Source organism: Streptococcus downei MFe28 (assembly GCF_900459175.1).
GTDB lineage: Bacteria > Bacillota > Bacilli > Lactobacillales > Streptococcaceae > Streptococcus > Streptococcus downei.
Map to the genome: position 1 here is coordinate 1,969,958 of NZ_UHFA01000002.1, position 24,325 is coordinate 1,994,282.

A 24,325-nucleotide genomic window follows, 5' to 3' on the forward strand; every position below is an offset into this window, starting at 1 on the left:
TCGTTAACTCACCTTGCCGTACTTACTGAGGAAACCGAAGTTTCCCCTATTTCCAACCTCAAAAGGTCTCCCAGACCTTTTGAGCTGTCTTCGGTTCGTGCGACGCGGAGCAAAGTTGGTCGATTCACCAACTTTGTGAGGTTAGTGAGGGAGCTAGGCAATCGCTATGGAGATTGCCGTTCGACATCAGTCACTTTAGTGACTTGATGTCATTGCTCCTTGCCTCGGCTAATTCGATTTTCATTGAGTATTAGTTTTGTCGGAACCTCGCCATGCTCGAACTGGGTCAATGTGCCTAAGCTTTACTTCGACATTCTTGCCTCGTATCGCTAAGAAATTGCGGTACCTAGTTCTCGCTGTCGCTCAAACTGCATCAATAGCTCTAAATTCAGCTTCGCCATTTTGGCTAGCTTCATTAAGAGCTATAGAAAAATCCGACCTTGGGGTCAGATTTTTAGTGCTTGATTATCAGTTAGCCACTTGCGTTGACATCAAAGCTATTTTTTAAGTATCAGCCTGAGTTGCGCAGACCTGTGGCGATACCGTTGATGGTGATGTGGATCAGTTTGACCGTATCTTCATCTAGGCCTTCATGGCGCAGGCGTTTAATCAATTCAATTTGGATATAGTTGAGGACATTGAAATAAGGAAGACGGTAGTCCAAGCTGGATTTTAGGGCTGGACTTTCGGCCAAGAAATCAACCTGACCTTCAATAGCCAAGATGACTTCCTTGGTCAACTGCCACTCATCTAAGATGATATTGAAGACATCGCGCACTTCTGCTTCTTCTGCTAATTGGGCATACTGGAAGGCAATATTCATATTGGACTTGGACAAAACCATGTCGACATTGGATAGGAGGGAGTTGAAGAAAGGCCAAGTCTGGTACATATGCTGTAATTTGGCCAAATTGCCCTCCTTGGCATCAATGAAATGTTTAAAGGCTGAACCAACCCCGTACCAACCTGGGAACATAATCCGATTTTGTGACCAGGAGAAGACCCAAGGGATGGCCCGAAGACCAGAAATTTCAGTAATAGTCTTGCGAGCTGCAGGACGAGATCCCAGATTGAGACTGGAAACTTCCTTAATAGGGCTAGCTTCAAAGAAGTAATCGTAGAAATGAGGATTGCCAAAGACTAGGTCACGGTAGATAAGGTTGGAGTCTGCTACAATCCCATCCATATCAGCTCGGAAGCCCTCAATCTCATTGGGGTCTGCCAACTGATGGTTAACCATACGGTTGACGGCTGCCGACACCAGCATTTCCAGATTATAGTAGGCAGCATCCTTGTTGCCGTACTTAAAGCCGATGACTTCCCCCTGTTCGGTCAAGCGAATGCGATCCTTGATGGAACCAAATGGCTGAGAGGTGATAGCCTCATAAGATGGGCCACCACCACGACCAACCGTTCCCCCACGCCCGTGGAAGAAGGTAATCTTGATACCATGGTCCTGACCTAATTTTGTCAGGGCATTTTGAGCCTTGTAGAGGGTCCAGCCAGAAGCCAGATAGCCTCCGTCCTTGTTGGAATCGGAGTAACCCAACATGATTTCTTGATAGTTATCTTTAGAGGCTACCCATTTTTTAACAATGTCGTAGCTCAGGTATTCTTCCACGATACCTGTCGAGTTGTCCAAGTCCTCAATCGTTTCAAAGAGGGGAACAATTTGCACACGGGCAGAATCCTTATCAATCAGGCCGACTTCCTTGAGCATAATAGCCAGCTCAAACATATCCGAAACCGACTCGGTATGGGAGATGATGTGCTGTTTGATAACCTCTTCTCCCAGCAAGTCCTTCATTTCACGAGCCGTTTGGTAGATGGCCAGTTCCTTTTGCAGGAGATCGGATTTTTGCGCATGGGTAGCAGACAGATTTCGTGGATCCTCCAACAATTCCTTAAGCAGGACCTGGCACTTCTCTTCTTCGGAGAGACTGCTGTAATCCTCAACAATATTAGCAGACTTGAGCAACTCAGCCACACAGGCTTCCTGAACACTAGAATCCTGCCGCATATCAATACTAGCCAGGTAGAAACCAAAGACCTCAACAGCTTGCAGGAGTTCTTCAAAATCGCCTGTCAAGAGAGCTTCCTCGCCATTGAGCTCTAAGGATTCCTTGATAGCCAATAAATCAGCCTTGAGTTCTTGAGCGGTCTGATAATGAAGCGGACGTTCGTCCTCGAGTTCTGAAACAGCCTGTGAAAACCGGTTTTGGATATAATTAGCGACAATGCTGTTGCTTGGGCTAGTGAACTTAGTTGCCTTATCTTTGACCTCTTGACTGCCATGAAGGCGGAGGTTGAGAAGCGTCTGGATGACCTTGGACTGGATATAATTGAAGGCCTTACGGTAGGGTTCATTTTCCCGGTAAACAGAGGTGTCACTAGAGGCTTGGGCTAAAGCTTCAACGGCAGGCGACACCTTGACCAAGTTTGTAGATAGAGAAAAGGAACGATAGAGATCGTTGAGCTTTTCAATATAGTAATTGAGGATAACTTCGCTCTGAACAGTCGCTGAAATCCTCAGGGTCTCTGCCGTTACATAAGGATTACCATCACGGTCGCCCCCAATCCACATCCCCATAGTAATAGGCTTCGGATTATCCAGTTGAATTCCTCGTTCAGCTGCCAAGCGTTGATACTCGGTAGAAAGGTTGGTGATGGCCTTAATCAAGGAGCTATTGTAATACTCCATGACATTGGTGATTTCGTTGGTTACTTTGAGTTTTTGCTCGCGGATAATGTCGGTCTGCATCATGATTTCGATGTAGCGCCGCAGGTCAGCCCGCCACTTGTCCCCATTAATCAAGCCCAGCTTGACATCCCGATGTTTACGCAGGAGCTCGTGAATCTTGGTATTGAGTTCCAACATGGTCTTGCGTTGCACTTGGGTTGGATGGGCGGTCAAGACAGGGACCACATTGACCTGCTGGAGAATTTCTTGAGCATTGTCCTTTTCAGCCACCAAATCAATAGTCGTTGAAATTTTACCCAGATAATCCTTATCGGTATTATTTTCCTTATTGACCAGAAAAGCCAAGTCCACATCTTCGGAGATGTTAATGAGGAGTGGCAAGAGTGAAAAGTAACGGGAGATGACGACCATATCGTCATTAGAGATGCTGTGAATCAGTTTTTCCAGCTCCCCGTAATCTTCCTTGCTGGACAGGTCAATCAGGGCCTCAATCTTAGCAAAGGCCTTATCGCCAATCATCTGCCGAGTAGTATCATCAAGAATATCCCTCAACAGCTGGACTTCTTCGGTAATAATCGTCTGGTCACTGCCAGCCTCAAGTTTTTTAATGGTCACGCAAATCCCTCCATTTTGACATGATGTCCTTCATTACCAGTGAAGCCAGTTTATGTTCGGCTCACACTAGTTAATTCCAGACTATCATACCACTTTTACACTTAAAACTAAAGAAATTATAGAAAAATAAACCAAGCGTTCGGGAATTAGAAAGGATAGTCCAAAAAGCCATAACTCTTTTACCTCTATAAGCTCTTAGAAATCTTGACACTAGAAATAAGATAGTAGATAGCAGAAATTAGTAAGAGGAGACTGGGCAATAGATAATACAGCAAAAGGATAATAATAACAAGGTTCATAGCAAAACCATTTTTCTACCAAATTCCTACTCTAAAGACCCAGATATCTTGACTATTACTATTGGTCCAAATAGTTACTAGGTATAAGATAAAAAGTAAACCGGAGAACAAACTATAGGGCACCTCTAAAAACCCCAAACTTTTAAATTAAAGTGTTGATTTAGCAACAATTGTAACGACAAAATCGCAATTTTATTGAGTATTTAGAGGTGCCCTATAATTAAAATAACGTTTTTTTCTTGCTTTTTTCGACGTTTGATCAGAAAAAATATCATCTTCTCCCTTGGAGTCTAACTTTTGAAAATATTGAAAGCCACTCCAACGACTACCTGACAGATGTTCCCAACCACTATCTTCAAACAGAGCTAGGTAATTAGAAAATTCTCCACGAGACTTGTAGTTTATAAAATCAATCCGCATTGGTGCCGGCTCACTTAATGATTCGACAAAGTAATAGACTGGAAAATACTTGCCCGCTTCTCTTAATCGGTAACCTTCCAGCTGGATACCATTAATCCAGTTTTCTAGTTTTTCAATATCACTGAAAAACAATTTCCATTTTTTCATCTTCTTACCTCCTCGGTTTAAATCCCCAGATTCTGAGCCAAACGTTCAAGCTTCCTTATTCGCCCAGTCTCCAACATCAAAATTTCTTGGCCCTTATCCGTTAGAGCGTAAACCTTCCGACGTTTGTCATTACTTGGTATGGACTTAATCCACCTAAGTTTGAGCAGATTTTCAATAGCTCCATACATGGTCCCGGCAGCGATTCTAACATCACCGTCGCTTAGATCTTCTACCCGCTGCATGATGACGTAACCATGCCCTGGTTCCAAGAGAGCTAAAAGAATGTAATAGGTCGTCTCTGTCAGAGGCAAATGTTTATTACGTTTCATCGCTTCCCCTTTCTAATATACAGTTGAACTTTATAATTTTATTATATACAGTTATACTATATATGTCAACTGTATAATAAAAATGCCTTAGTCGGCATTTTTATTTTCAAGGTATTATTAGTCCTATCCCACCATCTCCTGGGCATCCTTGAGTTTGACGGAGACGATTTTGGAGACACCGGACTCCTGCATGGTAACACCGTAAATGGAATCGGCAGCCGCCATGGTCCCCTTACGGTGGGTGACAACGATAAACTGGCTGGCCTTGTCAAAGCGGTTGAGGTAGTCCCCGAAACGTTTGACATTAGCCTCATCCAGAGCCGCTTCCACCTCATCTAGGATGACAAAAGGAATGGTCTTAACCCGAATGATAGAAAAGAGCAGCGCCAAGGCTGAAAGGGCCTTTTCTCCCCCTGACATGAGGTTGAGGGATTGAATCTTCTTGCCAGGCGGTTGAACAGAAATTTCTACCCCTGCACTTAGCAGGTCGCCTTCGGTCAGAATCAGGTCAGCCGAACCGCCACCAAACATCTGAACAAAGGTCTCCTTGAAGCTCTCGCGAATGGCCTCAAAGGTTGTCTTGAAGCGAGATTTGACCTCGTCATCCATATCCGTGATGGTCTCAAGCAAAAGTTCCTTGGCTTCCACCAAATCGGAACGCTGGCTGTTGAGAAATTCCAGACGCTGATTGACCTCATCGTACTGCTCAATGGCATCCAGATTAATGGGACCTAGGGCCTTAATCTGGCGATTGAGACGAGTCAAGCCCTGACGGGCAGCTGGTAGGTCTGGGACGCTTTGAGCCTGCTCCTTGGCCTGTTCAAAGCTCATCTGGTAGTCTTCTGACAGTTGACGAGCAAAACCGCGCAACTTATCAGATAGGCCTTCGATTTCAGCCTCCAGATAGGCCTGATAGCGAATCAATTCTTCATTACGCTTGCCAGCGGCCTGAACCTGTTCTTCAATATCTTCCAACTGTCCATCACAGTCTTCCACCTCAAAACGCAGACGAATCAGACTGGTTTCTAAGTCAGATTTTTTACTTTGCGCTTCTTCCAAATGCTTAGCCAGCTTGGGCAGTTCTTCTTGAGAGAGGTCGCTAGCTTGGCTGGAAAGGACTTGGGTCAGCTGGGAAATTTCCTCTCGCAAGTCTGCCAAGTCAAGGCTGAGGCGGTTGCTTTCATTCTTAGCAAAACGTTCCTCACCAGCCAGTTCACGCTCATTCAAACGGGCTTGGGAAAGCTCTTCATTGAGCTTGGCCACTTGGGCAGAAATGGTATCCTTATCATCCTTGATTTGGTCCAATTGCTCCTGAACACGGGCCTTTTGTTGCTGAATCTCAGCTAGACCAGACTCGACCTTAGCCTTTTGGGCCAACAAGTCTTCATCTGAATTTTCCAGCCTATCTGCTGTGAAACCCGCCTTGATTTGGTTGAGATCAGCTAGGCGGTCAGCCTGATTTTGATAGGCCAGTTCGGCCTTCTGCTCAGCTAGACGAGCATTTTCTCCTGCTTCTTTGAGGTTGGTTAACTCTTCTTGGGCATGGGTTCTGGCCGTCTTGAGCCCAGCTACAGTAACTTCTTGCTGGCTGAGTTTTTCCTTCAAATCAGAGATTTCCGCAATCAGACTGTCTAACTCTGGCTTGATAAAGGTGGTGTTGCGATTGCGGTTGGCCCCACCTGAAAAGGAACCACCTGGCCGCAACTCAGTCCCGTCCAAGTTCACCATGCGGACCTGATAGCGGACATCACGGGCCGCCTGATTAGCATGGTCAATACTATCAAAGATAGCGGTCACGCCCAGCAGGTTTTGAAAGATATTGGCCAACTTGGCATCATAGGTCACCAAGTCACTAGCCAGTCCCAGAAAGCCAGGTGCGGTCTCAATCTTAGCCAAATTATGGGGCGCCATCTGACGCGGTTTAATAGTGGTCAGAGGCAGGAAGGTTGCCCTTCCTGAGCGATTCTGACGAAGAAAGGCGATGCCTCGTTTAGCTGCCGCTTCATCTTCAACGATAATATTTTGACTACTACCACCCAAGGCAATCTCTAGGGCCGTCTGATAATCCTGCTCAAAGGTCAGATGTTCAGAGACCGCTCCGATAATACCACCCAGACGATCAGCTTCTTGGAGAACTGCCTTGACCCCAGCGAAGAAATTCGAATGGTTCTTCTGAATAGCTTCCAGACTGCGCTGGCGAGCTTCCCTTTCCTTAATCTGGTCCAGCAGGGCAAACATCTGACTTTGCTCTTGGCGGTAGTTGGCTTCAATCTGATTGAGCTCCTGAGCTTGAGTCTGGTAGTCCTCAAGGAGAGCCTTTACTTTTGCCTGGGCCAGCTGGAATTCTTCCAAGGCCTCCTGCGCCCTCTCCTTGGCCTGATCCAAGTCCTTTTCAACTTGCTGGCGCTCAGCAGATTGCTCAGCCTGAGCCGTCTTTTCCTGCTCAATATCAGCCTGCAGAGCAGTCAAGCGGTTGGAGAGGTCGGCTTCCTTTTGCATCAGGCCGACAAATTCCTCCCGCAGGCTCTCGATAATTTGGTCTGGATTAGTGGAAAAACGAGACTGCTCCTTTTCCAGGTCAGCAATTTTTTGTCGCAAGTCAGCTAGGTTTTGAGTCAGTTGGGACTGTTGCTCCTGCTTAGTCGCCAAGGCTTCTTCTAGCTCCTGCTTTTGCCCTTCCAAATCAGCCAAACGCCCCTGAGCGTCCGCCTTCTTTTCAGCCTTCTGACTGGATTCCAAGGAAATGACTTCGATTCTTCTTTGGTAGTCAGCAATCAGTCGGGTCACTTCCAACAATTCTGCCTGTTGGCTATCCATGGTTTGCGATAGGCTTTGGCGACGTTCCTTTAGCCTTTGATTATCACTTTCCAGGCGACTTCTTTGGGCATAGTAGTCCTTCAAATCAGTCTTCGCCAATTCGATTTGTCGGTTGCTCTCATCCAAATCAGCCCGATAGGCCTTGATATCCTCAACCAGAATGTTGAGGTTGAGGGACTTGCGTTCCTCATCCAAAGTCAAGAACTCCTTGGCCGTCTTGGCTTGCTTCTCCAAGGGCTTAATCTGACCGTCCAGCTCATAAATAATATCTTCCAGCCGGTCTAGGTTGTCCTGGGTCTTGTCCAGCTTCCCTTGGGTTTCCTTCTTGCGTGTCTTATACTTGAGGACACCTGCTGCCTCCTCAAAAATGGCCCGTCTCTCCTCAGGTCGACTGTTAAAGATGGCCTCAACCCGACCTTGGGAAATAATCGAGAAGGAATCCCGTCCCAGACCAGTATCCATAAAGAGGTCATGGATATCCCGCAGACGAACCTTCTTACCATCAATCAGATAATCGCTGTCCCCATTGCGATAGATATGGCGCTCAACCCGAATTTCATCGCCACTATCCTTGATAAAATTGTCAGTATTATCCAAGACTACCGTCACCTGGGAAAAATTCAGAGGGCTACGGTCCTGGGTTCCAGCAAAGATGACGTCTGGCATCTTGCCTCCCCGAAGACTCTTGGCTGAGGATTCTCCCAAGGCCCAGCGCAAACTCTCAGTAATATTGGACTTACCAGAACCGTTGGGGCCTACAACGGCTGTCACCCCTCGGTCGAATTCAATTCGGGTCTTGTCCGCAAAAGACTTGAAACCCTGCATCTCAATCTCTTTTAGAAACATAGCAACCTCATCCTAGTTGGTCAAGCGCAGCTCTAGCTGCTGCCTGTTCGGCCAACTTTTTGGATTTTCCCTGACCCCCACTCAGGTCCTTACCATCGGCAGAGACAACCACTTCAAAATGCTTATCGTGGGCTGGACCCGTTTCACTGATAACCCTGTAGTTAATCTGCACAGAACCCTTGACCTGCAATTTCTCCTGCAGGGCTGTCTTATAGTCCTTGACCTGCTCATAGTCACCAACTTCCACCTTGGGAATCATGACCTGATTGAGGAATTTTTCAACCACTTCAATCCCCTGATCCAAATCCAGGGCACCCAAAAAGGCTTCAAAGAGGTCTCCTAAGATAGTTTCACGCTCGCGACCACCAGTTTTTTCCTCACCCTTACCTAGCTTGATAAAGGCCTCAAAGTCACAATCCTTGGAAAAGCCTGCCAGACTCTCCTCCCGGACAATCATGGAGCGCATCTTGGACAGGTCACCTTCTGGCCTCTTAGGGAATTTCTCAAAGAGATAGCGTGAAATCAAGAGTTGCAGAACGGCGTCTCCTAAAAATTCCAAGCGCTCATTATGTGAAATATTTAGGAGGCGATGCTCATTGGCATAAGAGGTGTGGGTAAAGGCAGTATCCAATAGAGACTTGTCCTTAAAAACAATCCCAAAATCTGCCTTTAGTTTTTCTTCTAAAGCTTGCATATCAAAATATAGCCTTTCATCAATTTATAAATCAATCCTAAAATAGTCGGACGGTGAGACCGACCTTCAGGAAATGACGGTTAAATTTCGCCTGCTCTCACAGACCATCCTATTATATCAAAAAAGAGAGCGGGACAAAAATCGTGATTTCTATGAAATCGATTTTGCCGTCCCGCCTCCGCACAGTTGATTAGGATGACTGCTATCACTTGCCTAGCAAGGGATAAGGACTTCCAATCAACCACTACGTCAAGATGTTTGATGGTAAAAAGTAAGGAGTTAAGGACTTTTGTCCCTAACTCATTTCGCATTTCTTCTATTCATTAGGCTCCTTTAAGCCTGGACTTCATTGGTTCGTTTGAGATAGTCCTGATAGGACTCGGTGTGCATAAGCTTCTTAGCATTGGCAACACGCTCCCTAGTCGGTGGCTTAACCCCTTCCAAGGTATAAGGGATGCCTAGTTCTCGCCACTTAAATTCACCCAGAGTATGGTAGGGAAGAATTTCAAACTTGTCCACGTTATCCAAGGTTTCAACAAATTTTCCTAACTCAATCAAATCCTCATCAAAGTCGGTCAGACCAGGCACGAGCACATGGCGAATCCAAACGGGTACCTTCTTATCGGACAGGTATCTGGCAAAAAGCAGAATATTCTTATTGGGCTGGCGGGTGACTATCTTGTGTTGTTCAGGATTGATTTCCTTGAGGTCCAGAAGGACCAAATCTGTCACAGCCAAGAGTTTATCCAAAATCTTGTGATACTCAGCTGTCGGCCGGTAGCAGAAACCACAGGTATCTAAGGTACAATGAATCCCTAATTTGTGGGCTTCGGTAAAGAGGGCGGTCACAAATTCGATTTGCAACATGGCTTCGCCACCTGAAACAGTAATACCACCAGTATCTCCCCAATAGCCCTTGAAGCGCAGAGCTTCATTAAGAACATCATCAACCGTCCTTTCGGTTGACATATTGGTTTCCATCTCCCAGGTATCAGGGTTGTGGCAATATTGGCAACGCATCTTGCAACCCTGCATAAAAACAACAAAACGAACCCCAGGACCATCCACAGTCCCAAAGCTCTCTGTTGAGTGAATCATTCCGGTCACTTGCCGGTAATCTATTTCTTCAACCATCATAAACTCTTTTCTAGATCTATCGAAAGGGGTCAAGCAAGCCCCTCAATCACTATAGTTGTAACCGTTTTTACGGTAACCTTATTATAGCTTTTTTGACTCTAAAAATCCAGATAAGTACATGCCAAAAACGGGGCCGGACAAAAAGTTCTGAATTAACAAAATCGCATGAAATCTTTCTTTTAAAAACGCTGATTTCATGCGATTTCTTATTTTTAAAATCTGAGAAAATTAGTGAGATTTTGAGTTTTTGCCTAGCTCCGCTGGGTATTAGTCATTAGAGCAAGTCTAATTTTTTCAATTCGCTATCAACTAGGTCAAAGACTGTTTGTAAATCATCTGGGTTCTTGACAAAATCTAGTTTATTGCCATCGATACGAATTTTCGGTGAAACACTGTAATTCTCATACCAATCAGGGTATTCTCCGTGAACCTGTTGATAGTATTCATAGAGCTCAGGATTATCGGCATTTTGTTCAAAGCTACGCCCACGTTTGCTGATCCGCTCCAGCATCTTGTCAAAGGAAACGTCAATGTAAACCAGTAAATCAGGACTCTTCTTAGGCATACCTTCCAATTCTTCCAGCATATTAGCCAGGAGCTCCTTGTAAATATCCAGCTCAGTCTTGGTAACATTGCCATTCTTATAATTGAGGGTCAAAAAAAGTTCATCCTCAAAAATTGAGCGGTCGAGGATATTATTATCAGCCTTGTAGGCCGCCTTGATAGACTGGAAACGTTTATTTAAAAAGAATATCTGCAATAAAAAAGCATACTTCTTGGGGTCTTGATAATAGAGATCCAAAACGGGATTATTATCTACCGCTTCATAGAACACTTGTGTCCCTAAGTGTTCTCCTAAAGATGCCGCCAACGAACTCTTACCAGCACCGATTGTGCCTGCTAAAACAATCAACATCTTACTCCTAATTTATAATATAAAACCCTTAAACACTTCAAAGAAAACTAATTTTAAAGAAGTGTAGGCGTGTTCCATTAACAAGATTTCACGGACAAAGCAAGTCTATCATTTGTTTTTTAGACTTGCTACGAAAACTTCCATTGAAGTTTCCTATGCCCCTGACTAACTCCATTAAGCCAATAAAAAGCTAGCAAGAATTTTTTCCATAGCTAGCCTTTCTTTTGCTTCCATATTCTATCGGAATTGAGAAGGTAATTCAAGGACAAAACCTCTGAAAATGGCTTACATTTCTTCCTTTAGTTTTGGTTTAAGAGGGGAGCCGACCTAAGTTTTAAAAAACTTGCTCGGCTACGAAAAGCACTAAAGTGCCTTTTCTCCCCCTCTTACTTGCTCAGACCAGTCGCCATTATCGGCCGACTGCTCTTCCCGTCGTATGCCTAGGAGCCAATCTAGGTTTTAAAGAACTTGCTCTAGCTAGGACAAGTACTAGAGCGCCTTGTCTGCACCTCTTACTTGCTCAGAGAGCGGGACAGAAATCGTGATTTCAACGAAATCGATTTTGTCGTCCCGCCTCCGCACAGTTGATTAGGATGGCCGCTATCACTTGCTTAGCAAGGGATAAGGACCTCCAATCAACCACTGCGTCAATGTGTCTGATGTTGAAAAAGTAACGAGGCTGGGGCTTTTTATACGTAATCTCCCAAGATTACACATTTTTGTGAGTGAGGGTAAAGTCATCATAGGTGCCTTGTCCCAACCTCTTCGTCTTTCTCACTTTCGCTTGGATTTTAAAAATCCGTAGCCTGGGGCCACGAATTTTTCTTTATTCTTTGTCAGCTTCCGCTTCTTCAAGAGGGCTGAGGATAACCTTAACCTTAGTCACTCGGCCTTCCTTGACCTTGTCATTGATGATTTCCAAATGGTGCTTGCCACTATCCACCTGGAAGCTTTCTTTTTCTTCCTGCGATGGGATATTGCCGACCCCTGTCAAATAGTAACCAGCAATGGTATCGACGTCATCACTCTCTAGTTCGGTTTCAAAGTATTCGTTGAAATCGTTGAGGGTCATGGTACCAAGAACGATATAGGTATCCTGGTCAATTTCTCGAACCTCAACTTCTGCCTGGTCGGTTTCGTCGTCAATTTCACCGACGATTTCTTCCAGCAGGTCTTCAAGGGTAACCAGACCAGCAACCCCACCGTATTCATCCAAGAGGATGGCCATCTGATTTTGCGTGCGACGCAAGTCCTTGAGCAAGTCATCAATAAAGATGGTTTCAGGCACAAAGAGGGGCTCCTGTAAAATACGACGGAGGTTGAGATTCTCAAAGCCATTTTCAAAACCAGCAGCTAGGAGCTTTTTGGTGTGAATGAGACCGATGACCTTATCCTTGTCATCATCGTAGACTGGAATTCTTGAAAAGTTCTTCTTAAGAATCTCTTTGATAATTTCTTGGGGATCATCATTGATGTCCACCATAAAGGCATCAGTTCGGTGAACCATGACCTCACGGGCCATCAGCTCATCCAAGGAGAAAACCCCTTGAAGCATTTCAATTTCATCCTGCTCAAGTGTTTCCTCGCTATTGGTCAACATATATTCAATTTCATCACGAGTCATTTTCTCATCAGCATCGTCAAAAGTCATGGGCGTAATGCGACTGAGGAGGTTGGTTGAGGCCGACAGGAACCAGACAAAGGGGCTGACCACCTTACCCAAGCCAACAATGACTGGTGCTGAGTAGATGGCAAAATTGTCCTTGAGATTCATGGCAATCCGTTTAGGGTAAAGCTCGCCTAAAACAATGGCAATGTAGGTCAGGAAAATCAGGGAAATGATACTACCAGCTGTTTGAGCCGTGGCTGAATTGCCAAACCAGCCAGCAATGACCTTGCCCAAGGAAGCCGATAAACTAGCCCCCTGTAAGAGGGAAATGAAGGTGATTCCAACCTGAATGGTGGACAGAAAATTATTAGGCTTGTCCAATACCTTGACCAGACGAATATATTTTTTATCGCCCTCCTCGGCCTTCTGTTCAACACGGGACCGATTCAGGGACACCATGGACATCTCAGATGCCGCAAAAAAGGCATTCAAACAAGTGAGGACGACAAGTAAAAGCATTTGAAACAGCAAATTCTGACTGCTCGGGTCTTCCATTTAATTCTTTCTCCTAAAAATGTAGATTGCCCCTATTATAGCATATTTTCAAGAGGCGTGACAAAAGTTCGCCTGAGAAATATGGCCTTTATCAGGGGGGGCATCTATCCTGCTCTACCTTTGAAGAGGAAAATGCTACTTCCCAAATTGCAGAACCTAGTTCTCGTTTTTGGCCCAAACCGCCTGATAACTCTAAACTCAGCTTGGCCAATCTGGCCTGCTTCATTAAGAACTATAGAAAAACTGCACCTAGTCTGACAATTTAGCAAAATATTATCCAGCCCCACAAGCCCCAGTCTTTCCCCGATGACAGTTTGCTTTATCAGGGAGGGGACTTGCTTTAGAAATTAGCTCAGACCCCAAGCGCTTTTGCTAATCGCCAACGCAAAGTGCGGAAGAGTTTCCGCTTTAATCAATCCAAACGATGACTAATCGGCTTTTTCAACCTCTTTGCCCAGCGAGACTGGGAGGAAGCAGCCAAATTTTGTCAGGCTAAAGATAAGGATTTATCACCTTATTTGTAAGACCCCCTTTCTCAAATTTTCGGCTCTTAATTTTTCCGAAAAAGCGTGCTACAATGGAGCTAAATTTTCGTCGACAATGACCCAAAAAAATTGGAGGTTGCTATGTCAGTTATTTCAATGGAAAATGTCAGTCTACAAAGACAGGGAAAAACCTTGCTCAAGGACATCAACTGGACGGTTGAAAAGGGGCAGACCTGGGCCATCTTGGGCCTCAATGGGGCTGGGAAAACCACCCTACTCAAGCTCATCATGGCTGAACTTTATCCCAGCCAAGGCCATATCACGATTTTGGGAACCAAGTTTGGTCAGGGAGACATCACTGAGCTTCGTAAGCGCATCGGCATTGTCTCTGGTTTCATCACCGATCGGATCTCCCTCCAGATGGTTGCCGAGCGGGCGGTCCTAACTGGTAAGTATAAGTCCTCCATCCTCTATAAAGATTATGGAGACAAGGAACTGGCTCAAGCGCGAGACATGTTGACTAGCCTAGGTGGGGAGGCTCTGATTGGTCGCAGGCTCTACAGCCTCTCTCAAGGGGAACGCCAGCTGATCATGATTGCCCGCTGTCTCATGGAAGAGCCTGACATTATTATTCTTGACGAAGCGACCGTGGGCCTCGACCTCTTTGCTAGGGAAAAATTATTGAAACAGGTGGACCGCATCACCGATCTTCCTCACGCCCCTCACGTTCTCTTTGTGACCCACCATGCCGAAGAAATCATGCGCAAGATGGACCACGTCCTCCTTCTCAAAAAAGGCCAAATCATAGCCCAGGGTAAAAAAGAGGACATTATCACCGTACCAACCTTGACAAAATTCTTTGACAATAGGGTTTCCATCATTCCCATTGATGACCACCGCTTTTTTATTAAGCCGGAATTGGAGTAAAAAAGCCTTTAGCAGGCTTCAGATTGAAGACAAACCCTCAATTTTCGAGAGTTTGTCTTTTCTTATTTCTAAAATAGATTTATAAAACCAAGAATCCGTCCTAATTGGGTAAAATAAATAGGCCTTTCCAGCCATCATCTTAACTAATTTTTTGAGATTTAAACACGCAAAAGTCAGCCCAACCTTTGCCTCCATTTTGGACTTGCCTTTTTCTCTAGTATATCTCATATTGTGCTATTCTTTAGCAGAACCAAAGACCCTCTCAATACTTTCTTTTCGTGTCTGATAGCGTTGTTTCATGCCTATTTGGTGACGACTATCTTCACAGGTTTCTAGATAATTTTGCCAAATATGACGAGTAATGAGACGTTGGTGAGTCTTGCTTTGTGTACAAATACTTAATAAAGGGCATTGTTCACAAACTTTAGGGGCACTCTTATATTCTTGGTAGCCACTCTTATTCGTTGTGCTGTAAGCTAGGACCTGGTTTTGCGGACAGAGATAACAGTCATCATACGCATCGTAAACAAAATCCTTTGGACGTCACTTATCTTTCTGGCCCTTGGGCCTCGTGTAAGGGAATACTGGAGTGATGTGCTGAGCTAGTAAAAATTTAGCTATCTTTGGATTCTTGTAACCTGAATCAGCGATAATAGAGTCTGGATGAAAGGCTTTAATGTTATCGAAAAGTCCTTTAAAGGCCTGGCTATCATGAGTATTTCCAGCTTGCACGGTATAACCTAATACCCAACCATACTTATCACAACCCGATTGGATATTGTAGGCAAAAACCTCCTTATGGTCACCTTTATGAAACCAACCACTCTCTGAATCAGTTTTCGACACTTTCTTATTTTGGAGCTTTTTTCCATGCTTTTTCCTGTCTTGGTCAATTTCCTTATCTAATTGTTCTGACATGAATTTAGCTTGGACAGCCACCTCTTGGTTAACATACTTGTGGCTGTTAGCCGCTGCCTTGATAGGAGTGCCGTCTATGAAGATTTCGCTCGTATCAATAAGGCCTTGACCTAGACAGGCTTGAAGGATAGGAGCAAAAATTTCTTCGATAAGCCCAACTTGCGCAAAACGACGGGAATAGTTCTTGCCATAAGTCGTGAAGTGAGGGACTTTATTCATCCAAACCTAATTCCAAAAACCAGCGATAAGCGATATTAACGTCAATTTCTTTGATGGTTTGACGCATAGAACGGATACCAAATAGGGTCTGGATGAGAGGAATTTTGACCAATAAAACGGGATCTAAACTAGGACGTCCTGTTTCTTGACTATAGGTCGTCTCGACTTTGTCATAGATAAAAGAGAAATCAATTGTTTCATCAATTTGACGTAGTAAATGATCCTCAGGAACAAGTTCATCTAGAGACAGCAAGGTCTATTCACCACGTTTGTAGTTGGGGGTTTCTTTGTGAAACATAGAGACAACCTCCGATTATTCTTACATCTATTATAAAACTTTGATAGCTAAAAAAGACGTTAGAAAATCAATTTCTAACGACTTTGTCTTCAGTCTGGGAGTGAGAAATCACTCTCTTTTGTTGCTAAGATTTTGCTAAAATTTACTAATTAAATTCTTTGTTGTAATGTGATAATACATATGTTGCAGAAATAAAAACAGAGGAACTGACTGTTAGCCATGCTCAATTATGATATAATTTACATATTAAAATTAAATTGGAGCATGTATTATGGACAGGAAATATATAAAATTAAATATCTTTCCATTCATTTTGGAGGGTTTATTTATATTAGCTTGCTTGATGTTTCGAGAATATTGTATATATATTAATTTTTTATTTTATATAGTACTGGCAGTATATTTTAAGCAGAGAAAAGATTTTTCAATAAAAGAATGGGGGAATTCAGTTAGAAAAGGAAGCATTTATTGGAAGCAAGTTATGCTTACAATACTGTTCTGCGCTCTTGCTTTTGCATTTACGAATGTTTTAGCTAATATGTTTCCTAATCTTAATAACGGAATGATTAAGTTAAGGGCAGATAATTGGCTCAAGTTAATTTTGTTTATATGCTCTACAATAATTCTACCGCCAATTGCAGAAGAAATTTTCTATAGGAAGAATCTTATATCCTTCAAAAACAGAAAAATCTTGGTTTTAACAACTCTATTTAGTATGTTCTTATATGCTTTGGAACATGCACTTGCAATTTGGGGAATATTTCTATGTATGATATGGGCTTTGCCATTAAGCATTTCCTATATTAAAACTAAGAATATATATGTTACGATGACGGCCCATTTTATATGTGACCTTCTTGTAAACGGCATTGCAGTTGTAAAGGTATGTGATTTTCTACTAAGTTGATTACCCATATATAGATTGCAATATATAAAAAATAGATTGTATCAAAAAGCACATGATTTTGGGCTGAGAAGTCCCTATGATATGTGCTTTTTGTTCTTGAGCGGTTTTGCATATAGGAAGTAGGAAATCATGAAAGTATTTTTCCTAGTGTGACGGAGCCGAAGCAACAAGTAGTTGATTTGCTAATTAAATTCTTTGTATCGAGGACAAAGGCAACTATATATTGTATAATAAATACCCGTTGTGCTAGTTAATCAGGCATAAGCCTTAGAATATTTCAAACTCAGCCCAAATTCATTTTGACTATTTTCCAGCATGAGTGAATAGATGAGTAAAATAGCTTCTACTCTAAACTGTAATGCCCGAAGGTTTCGACAGCGTAAATTCTCAATGCCAAACTGTTCTAAGCTCGAAAAGACGGTTTCAATCGGTTTGCGCAATCGGCTAATTTTATAGTTCTCAAACCAAGAATAGTCCGCCATATTTTTCCTGAGTTGAGAAATTAAGGTGATACCACAATTGGCCAACTCTTTCTTAACCTGCTTGTCAATATAGCCCTTGTCTCCATAAATCAGTGGAATATGTGTTCCAGTAATTCAAAAGCCACTTGGCTATCGTAAACAGAGGCTGACGTTACTACATAATCCAAAGGAAAGCCCCTATCGCTGACTAAAACGGAGAACTTCACCCCGTAGTAGTGAATCTTCTTCGTGGCGTTGTATCCGATGTTAGCGACTTCTGATAAAAGGCTAGCTCTTAGATTACGGATGGGATGACATAAGGCACAGGGAAAACTGTCAATCAGGCCAAATGAAGAGGTCTCACAAAGGGAAGATACCATAAAGTAGCGCATGCGTTGGATGCTTTGGGAAAGGTTTTGACAAATCCGACAAAAGCGGGAACGTTCTGGAAAGTCATTAGGAAAAAGGCTATGACGAATGGCTCGATAAATTGCGCTGGCTGTTCGGCACCCCTCTTGAATGGCCCAGAGATAACTAGCTATAATAACGACATCTGGTTGCTTCTGTGAGTGAACGTTTCGCCGATGCCTCACGCAGTAGGGAACGAAGCGGTCATAAAGTGTACTCACTTTTGTCAGCAAAACTGAAAAAATATCTTGTGTTTGATGTGGATTTGCGAGATAATAGTCTCGGCTTTGCCTATCATTCCCTCATTTCGTGGTTGTTCTGAGTTTATGATAGGTAAAGTTTTTTATTTTGGCTAGTGTTAACTAGCACAACGGGTAGTTAATATCTAAACAAAGCAAGAACTCAGCAGGAACTCCTGTCACTTGTTCCACTCGGACTGCAAGATCTGCATTAAGAAATTTCTTACGATTGAGTAAATCAGATACATGCTTTTGAGATACGCCAATACGTTCAGCAAAATCACTCTGCTTGATATGATGATAAGCCAAAAGTTCCGCCAAAGTATCTGCTGCAGAAGTCACAGCTGGTGCCGTAATTTTATGATTTTTATTTAACATGGCAATGTCCCTCCTAATGATAATCTTCGATACTAATCATGCAGATTTATAAAAATAGTCAGGGTGCCGTACACTTCCTGACCTAATCCTATTTATATTATGACACTGCTGTTATCTTCTTGGTTTCAAAGGCGAAGCGCTCTTTTATCAACTTGTTAATTTGAATAGTTGATTTAATGAAAGAGAGTTTCGCTTTGATGGTATTAAAAGTAAAGTTCTCCAGTAAATTAATAAAGGCTGAATTGACAAAAGAAGTGCTGACATAAGAAACGCCTTCAAAAGAAACCGTCACCTCTTCTCCTGCTCTCAAAGCCTCTTAAACAAGAGTCAAAATCTTTAGTCCCGAAGCATTGTCTGAACAATTGTCTACAACATCTTTAACAATAATTCTTACCATTCGAACTCTTCCTCCTCTTCCCTATTCCACATCTAGACCAACTAATTTTCTCTGTGCCCTATTGGCCTCCTTTGCAATGTAGGTCAGGACAGCCTTAAATTCTTTAGCAGTGGCATTGTCAGATAAGTCTGATATGCTGTAATTGTACTTAGCAACAATTTGGTCAACCGTTTCTTTCTCACTCATAGAGTTCCTCCTCTAAAGTTTTTCTCGTATAATTATTTGGTAATATCAGATTAATGTTTTCCATATCAAAATGGACTTCTTCAATAGTATTCTGATAGTCCTTAATGATAAGATGCACTAAGGTCTCGGGGTGACGAACTTTAACCTTTTCAACATTTTCTCTTGCATGTAAAAATGCATTGATAAAGGTTTCTTTAGGGACTTTTCTCCCTTCTACTCTTTCCCTATCCTTGGTAAATTGCCAAGCAATTTTTGGTTCTTGATAAACGTAAAAAATCACAGCCCTGTAACCATTCTTCAAGACACGTTTTATCTTCTTTTCTGCACTCGGCACAGCAAAAGTCGTATCGTAAATAAATGAGTAACCTTTCTCCGTCAGATACTGAAAAGCTTGCTCAGTTAGCCAAGAACAGGCTCTTTGAAAGTTGCTAGAATTACTACCATTATAGTCTGGAAAGAGGGAACGAAAATCATCTGTATCCAATACAATCATATTTTTGTAACTGTCAGCTAGCAGGCGTGCAACTTCCGACTTACCAGCCCCAGGACTTCCCGCCATAAAGATAGCATCTTTCTTAGGACTCAGTTGCTTATTTCCAAACAAATCCGATAGAATTCTATCCAAATTTTCCTTGGAATAGTCTAAATACTTATCAGTAGACACCAAAAGTCCTCCTCACCTTCTTATCATTTAAGCCATTGTATCACAAAACCCTCTTTTCTTCCTAAACGAAAACAGCACCAAAAATTAGCTAAAGGGGGTGGGTTTTGATACTGTTTTAAGGACTATTCCATCGCTTTGACCTTTTCCTCTATGAAATCAATTTCGTCTTGTGACAAACTGTATTATTGCCAAACTATTTACTTATCATATTCTTCAAAAATCATTTGCTATTGATAATGGAAGGTCAATTCATATCATCCAGAGCAATGTCTAAATGACTTTTAAAGTTTTGAATATTACCTGATACTAAACTTTTGAAGAAAGTAGAGAAGTCCTTAGGCGTTAAAAAGGTAAATTTATATTGAACAGTTTCTCCTCTTTCTTTGCAATAATTATTGATAATATCAAAGTGTCTCACAGCAGCTTTATTTTTTCCCACATTCTCAGTATCTGGATCATGTATTTGTGAGTCATCCTTGATTTCCACCACAACTATATTATTATTTTGCTTAATGAACCAATCAGGATTAAACTCCCCTGTTTTTTGGTGGTTTCCTTTTTTCCATGAATAATCAATATTATAAAAACTCATGTCATCTGATTTCACAAATGAATCAATACTGTTATTAACTTCTTTATCTTCTACTAATTTTTTTAAAAACTCTGTCTCAGGATTCCCAGTAGTCACAACACCAAACTGAGGTGTCTTAAAATTATATCTATTTTCAACAGGGTTTTGTCTATATCCTTTTGATAAATCTGAAAGCTCTTTAAATGTTTCTAAACTGCCATTATCTTCTGATAAACTATCTCTTAATTCAGAACTATAAAATAGTACTTTATTCTTATGAAATCCTGATAAATCTGTAGTATTTTTTGGCAATTGTTTGGTAGATATGTATTTATATTCTGTAGGATCTATATCATAACTAACTACTTTAGCTGCATCACGAAAAATAACATTCATTGAAGTTAAAAATCTATTTTTTAAGCTCTTAGTAATATACTGATTGCCACTATCTTCAAGGGACTTCTCTACCATTTTCTGAATTCTAGAAACTGGCCATAATTTTTGATACTCTCCAGCATACTCTTTATCCTCCAAATCATCAAATCGGCTATATAAAATATTAGCCATTTGAAGTGGAGTAAGAGTTTCATGTTCAAAACTTGTTTCAAAGTTTCTCTCTGTCTGAGTCTTTATATCAGTCAAAGTAACCTTACTTTTTCCTAATTTATCGTCTGTTGGTAAATTTACTCCTTTCTCCCAAAGTTTATAAGTTCCCATCTTAGGATAACTTTTAGCATCCTCTTTGGAAGAGTATGTCACATTCAACAAATCAAAATGATATTCGGAATCTGGATTTATGCCTACCGTCAAGCGCTTCCTAATTTCCAATACTTCATTTACTAATGCTTCAACATTAGCAGACCATTTTTCATGATTGAAAACCGTCACCTTTGGTGTTCCCCAGCTGTTTTGCCAACCGTCAGGAATTCTCAATCCTCTTCCTAAAACCTGAGCAATTAAAAGTTTGGAATTAAAAGCCCTTTCCTCGTCAGGGACAATCTGAAACACTCTTTTAACATCCCAACCCTCGGTAAGCATGGAGACACTAAAGATAAATTCAACAGGATTTTCTTTCTGGTTAACTTTTCTGAGCTTCATTCTATCAACTGCTGCTTTAGCTCCACTATGGACAGATAGTACAACATTATCAACTTCTTCATCACTGAGCTGTCTTTGCTGTTTCAAAAATTTTTTAAATTCTCTAGCTTTGTTATCCGCCCCTGTCTGTCTGGAGGTTACGATGATGGTAATTGGTTTGATTCCAAGTTCACTCGGCAGTCGTTTAGCTATAGTATCATGAGAATTTAAAATAACTTGCCAACGCTCGTTTTTGTCCTTTGGAATATCTTCTTTTGAAATATATTCTATATCTTTTACAAAGCCTTGCTCAATGGCATCACGAAGAGAAAAACGATAAATAACATTTGAAAAATAATCATTATTTTTCTTACCTTTATAGGGGGTACCTGTCACGCCAATAATATATTTGAAATTAATGCCGTTATTCCTCTCATCTTCTATAAAGGATTTCCATTGATTTGATTCAGAATAGTAAACATGGTGAACTTCATCATTGAGAACAAGAGTAGTCTCACCATTGCCTCTCAGGCTGTCAACAATAGAATTTCTAGTCTCTTGAGCTTTGTAGATAGCATCCCTATTTTCAATAGCAATAGAATTTTCTACAAGCGTGCTATCGCCATTTAAAATCTGTGGTGGGATAAAGTTCTCTCCCAATGTCTTTAATAATTGTTGATTACCTAATAAATCCTTAAACTTTTGTGTTAGTTCACTTTCAATAGTTAGACTAGGAACCAAAATTAAAACACGATTGACTTTCTTAGTTGCTAACATAACAAGAGCTATCCCAAACATGACATAGGATTTCCCTGTACCAGTAGCTAAATCTAAGGTTGCAGATAATTTATCTGATAAATCTAAATCATCCTGCATTAATGAAAAATTGTTACTCCAACGTGCTTTTATGACATCATTAGTATTAAAATTCTCTTTAGCCAATGCCGATATATTTTGGTACTCTCCAGAATTTAAGAAACGCAAGGCAGTTTCTGAAGCTTCCTGTTGGTATGTTCTTTGTCCGAACAGTAAATCAAAAAAATTTTGAAAGAAGCCTTCATCCCAAATTGAGGGATTCACATTTTTACTAACTTTTAAAACTAGATCACTTTCTTTGTATTCCATTTAGGCCATTTCTCCTCTTGTTGTTATGAATTCATTCCCAAACCTATCAATAAAGATATACATCGCTTGACCATCGATATTACTTTCATCAAAAGCAATTGAGTGTTCATCATCGAAATCATTATGATAATAAACCTCATCCATATTAAATGCTTTACCATCATAGGATAAATCAATTAAAAGCATTGAAAATGCTTCAAAGCCATTAACATTATCTTTCCCTTTTAACCGTGAGAGCGACTCAAACGACTTGATGGTCAATTTTTCTCCATCAACTTCAAAATCAACCTTAGGCTTTCTCTTAAAGTCAAAACCATAAGCATCTACAACAGCATTAACCGAGTCTGTGCCATCGGCTTGGATGGTTCCTACAAAATTTTCGGTAAATTTCTGATACATAGAATAAGGAACTCGGAGAATATTAAAGATGGTATCCCATTGCCCATCATTATCAAATTCATCTACAGCAAAGGTGAATTGTCCTTGTGGAGCAATGATGAAGACTTCGTCTGGAGCCGTACTTCCTAATCGTAAATAAATTTGTTCTAAGGTACCTTCCGAAATTTTTGCCCCTAATACCTCTAATTCATTAGGAGAATAGACCTTTACCAACGAACCATCCTTGATACCATCAAAATCAAACCCTTTGATAGTTTGATAAGAGGGATAAACATTATATAATGCCATGGCGAACTGCTTCCATTGAGTGCTATCAAAAGAATTTAATTTGTCATTATCATAAAGTCCCGCATCATATACTGTAAATCCTTTATAGCTTTCTAGCCCTAAAATTCTTTTTTGAATGGTGTAGATAGACAGTATACCTGCATCAACTGTAATCCATCGTCTGCCCAATTTTTCAGCAACAGCCGCAGTTGTCCCAGAACCACCAAAACAATCTAAAACTAAGTCCCCTTCATTGGAAGAAACCTTAATAATTCGCTCTAATAATTTTTCAGGTTTTTGAGTTGGGTAACCAACTCTTTCTTTAGCTTGAGAGTTTATATATGGAATATCCCACACATCACGCATTGTTGACCACCTATAAACTCCATTGCTATCTTCAAAAAATTCTGTATTCGAACCACCATAATTGGTTATACCTGCTTTCCTCCCTTTAGCCTTAGTATATGATTTTTCTTTTAGTTGATTAAATATTCTATGTTCTGTTTTTGAGTACAATAAAATATCGTCGTGTTGCTTATTAAATTCTTTTTTCCCTCCTGCTCCTGTACGATAAGACCATATAATGTTATTTATAAATCTTCCTTCTCCAAAAACTTCATCCATAAGTACCTTAATATAATGTGCTTTATGCCAATCCAAATGAATATAAATAGATCCATCATCAGATAGTACTTCTCGTAACAAAATGAGACGTTTTCTAAGCCATTCTAAAAATTCTGCGCCAGCTAATTTATCAGAGTAAGCTTTTGCGTCCTTATTTGAGAAGTCTTGTTTAGTGGCAAATGGGGGATCAATATAAACTAGGCGAATCCCGTCCGTCCCATCAGCATTTTTCAACTCTCCTCTATGTTTCATTTCTACAAGAGTTTTTAATACTTGAAGATTATCACCAAAAATAATTTTATTGAACCAATCATTTTCAGTAGCTTCACCGAATCTACGATTTTCTTGCAGAGGCGCAGCGAAAGTTTGACTGATAATGGCCTGCTCACTCTCTTTTCCATAGTAAGTCAGTTCATATTCCTTACGAGACGGCGGAAAGAGAACACGAGCAAATTCAGTAGAGACCTCATTTCCGTTCATAACCTCTTCTTGAGCCTGAGCCAGAAGCTCCAGCAATTGTTTTTGTCTAATATTATCCATAGTTTTCCTCTGTTAAGAGAGACTGTTAGGATTCCTTTGTTATGAATATAACAAAGGAGGCTAGCCTCGCTTCTTGTTTTTACTTTAAATTGTAGTCTTATTTTACCATATTTGCTTAGTTGTGAAAAAGGGCACTTCTCTGTCATTTCC

At 41.4% G+C, this 24,325-nt stretch carries 13 protein-coding genes and 5 pseudogenes; 2 read left to right on the plus strand and 16 right to left on the minus strand.

The genetic code is table 11. The annotated features are described in order from the left end of the window. Positions 1 to 511: 511 nt before the first annotated feature. From ppc to DYE66_RS09470, 8 genes and pseudogenes are all read right to left on the minus strand, one after another. Entirely contained in the window at positions 512 to 3,316 is a 2,805-nt protein-coding gene (gene ppc / locus DYE66_RS09430; protein WP_002997150.1) for a phosphoenolpyruvate carboxylase, read from the minus strand. A gap of 518 nt (positions 3,317 to 3,834) precedes the next feature. Next, positions 3,835 to 4,182, minus strand: a pseudogene (locus DYE66_RS09435) (DUF2812 domain-containing protein); the annotation flags it as partial. Positions 4,183 to 4,199: 17 nt separating this feature from the next. Beyond that, entirely contained in the window at positions 4,200 to 4,511 is a 312-nt protein-coding gene (locus DYE66_RS09440; RefSeq protein WP_002997021.1) for a PadR family transcriptional regulator, read from the minus strand. Between the two features lie 123 nt (positions 4,512 to 4,634). Then, entirely contained in the window at positions 4,635 to 8,174 is a 3,540-nt protein-coding gene (gene smc / locus DYE66_RS09445; protein ID WP_115325142.1) for a chromosome segregation protein SMC, read from the minus strand. A 7-nt stretch (positions 8,175 to 8,181) separates the two neighbouring features. Then, complete coding sequence (gene rnc, locus DYE66_RS09450) at positions 8,182 to 8,868, minus strand: ribonuclease III (protein WP_115325143.1); 687 nt, start codon at positions 8,866 to 8,868, stop codon at positions 8,182 to 8,184. Positions 8,869 to 9,201: 333 nt separating this feature from the next. Beyond that, complete coding sequence (gene pflA / locus DYE66_RS09460; RefSeq protein ID WP_019783304.1) at positions 9,202 to 10,005, minus strand: pyruvate formate-lyase-activating protein; 804 nt, start codon at positions 10,003 to 10,005, stop codon at positions 9,202 to 9,204. A 274-nt stretch (positions 10,006 to 10,279) separates the two neighbouring features. Beyond that, positions 10,280 to 10,921, minus strand: coding sequence for a deoxynucleoside kinase (locus tag DYE66_RS09465; protein ID WP_002996485.1), 642 nt, complete (start codon positions 10,919 to 10,921; stop codon positions 10,280 to 10,282). A gap of 826 nt (positions 10,922 to 11,747) precedes the next feature. Beyond that, on the minus strand, positions 11,748 to 13,085 hold the full coding sequence (locus DYE66_RS09470) for a hemolysin family protein (RefSeq protein ID WP_002996475.1): 1,338 nt from the start codon (positions 13,083 to 13,085) through the stop codon (positions 11,748 to 11,750). A gap of 626 nt (positions 13,086 to 13,711) precedes the next feature. Here DYE66_RS09470 and DYE66_RS09475 point away from each other — a divergent pair. Then, entirely contained in the window at positions 13,712 to 14,497 is a 786-nt protein-coding gene (locus DYE66_RS09475; RefSeq protein WP_002997385.1) for an ABC transporter ATP-binding protein, read from the plus strand. Between the two features lie 18 nt (positions 14,498 to 14,515). Here the strand turns inward: DYE66_RS09475 and DYE66_RS09480 are convergent. Next, positions 14,516 to 15,887: pseudogene (locus DYE66_RS09480) on the minus strand (IS1182 family transposase). 316 nt (positions 15,888 to 16,203) lie between these two features. Here DYE66_RS09480 and DYE66_RS09485 point away from each other — a divergent pair. Beyond that, on the plus strand, positions 16,204 to 16,839 hold the full coding sequence (locus DYE66_RS09485; protein WP_002996935.1) for a CPBP family intramembrane glutamic endopeptidase: 636 nt from the start codon (positions 16,204 to 16,206) through the stop codon (positions 16,837 to 16,839). A 254-nt stretch (positions 16,840 to 17,093) separates the two neighbouring features. On the opposite strand, the pseudogene DYE66_RS09490 reads toward DYE66_RS09485, so the two are convergent. From DYE66_RS09490 to DYE66_RS09520, 7 genes and pseudogenes are all read right to left on the minus strand, one after another. Further along, positions 17,094 to 17,953, minus strand: a pseudogene (locus DYE66_RS09490) (IS982 family transposase). 123 nt (positions 17,954 to 18,076) lie between these two features. Next, a pseudogene (locus DYE66_RS09495) lies at positions 18,077 to 18,325 on the minus strand (helix-turn-helix transcriptional regulator); the annotation flags it as partial. Between the two features lie 97 nt (positions 18,326 to 18,422). Next, positions 18,423 to 18,722: pseudogene (locus DYE66_RS09500) on the minus strand (STAS-like domain-containing protein). Positions 18,723 to 18,743: 21 nt separating this feature from the next. Then, a complete protein-coding gene (locus DYE66_RS09505) occupies positions 18,744 to 18,908 on the minus strand; it encodes a hypothetical protein (RefSeq protein ID WP_002996428.1) in 165 nt (54 codons plus the stop codon). Next, the gene (locus DYE66_RS09510; protein WP_002997259.1) at positions 18,901 to 19,572 is read right to left on the minus strand and encodes a zeta toxin family protein; all 672 of its coding nucleotides are present in this window, start codon (positions 19,570 to 19,572) and stop codon (positions 18,901 to 18,903) included. Before DYE66_RS09510 ends, DYE66_RS09505 begins: the two co-directional genes overlap by 8 nt. 244 nt (positions 19,573 to 19,816) lie before the next feature. Beyond that, positions 19,817 to 22,345, minus strand: coding sequence for a DEAD/DEAH box helicase (locus DYE66_RS09515; RefSeq protein WP_002996807.1), 2,529 nt, complete (start codon positions 22,343 to 22,345; stop codon positions 19,817 to 19,819). Continuing rightward, positions 22,346 to 24,175, minus strand: a complete 1,830-nt coding sequence (locus tag DYE66_RS09520; RefSeq protein ID WP_115325144.1) for a site-specific DNA-methyltransferase — start codon at positions 24,173 to 24,175, stop codon at positions 22,346 to 22,348. Between the last annotated feature and the right edge of the window lie 150 nt (positions 24,176 to 24,325).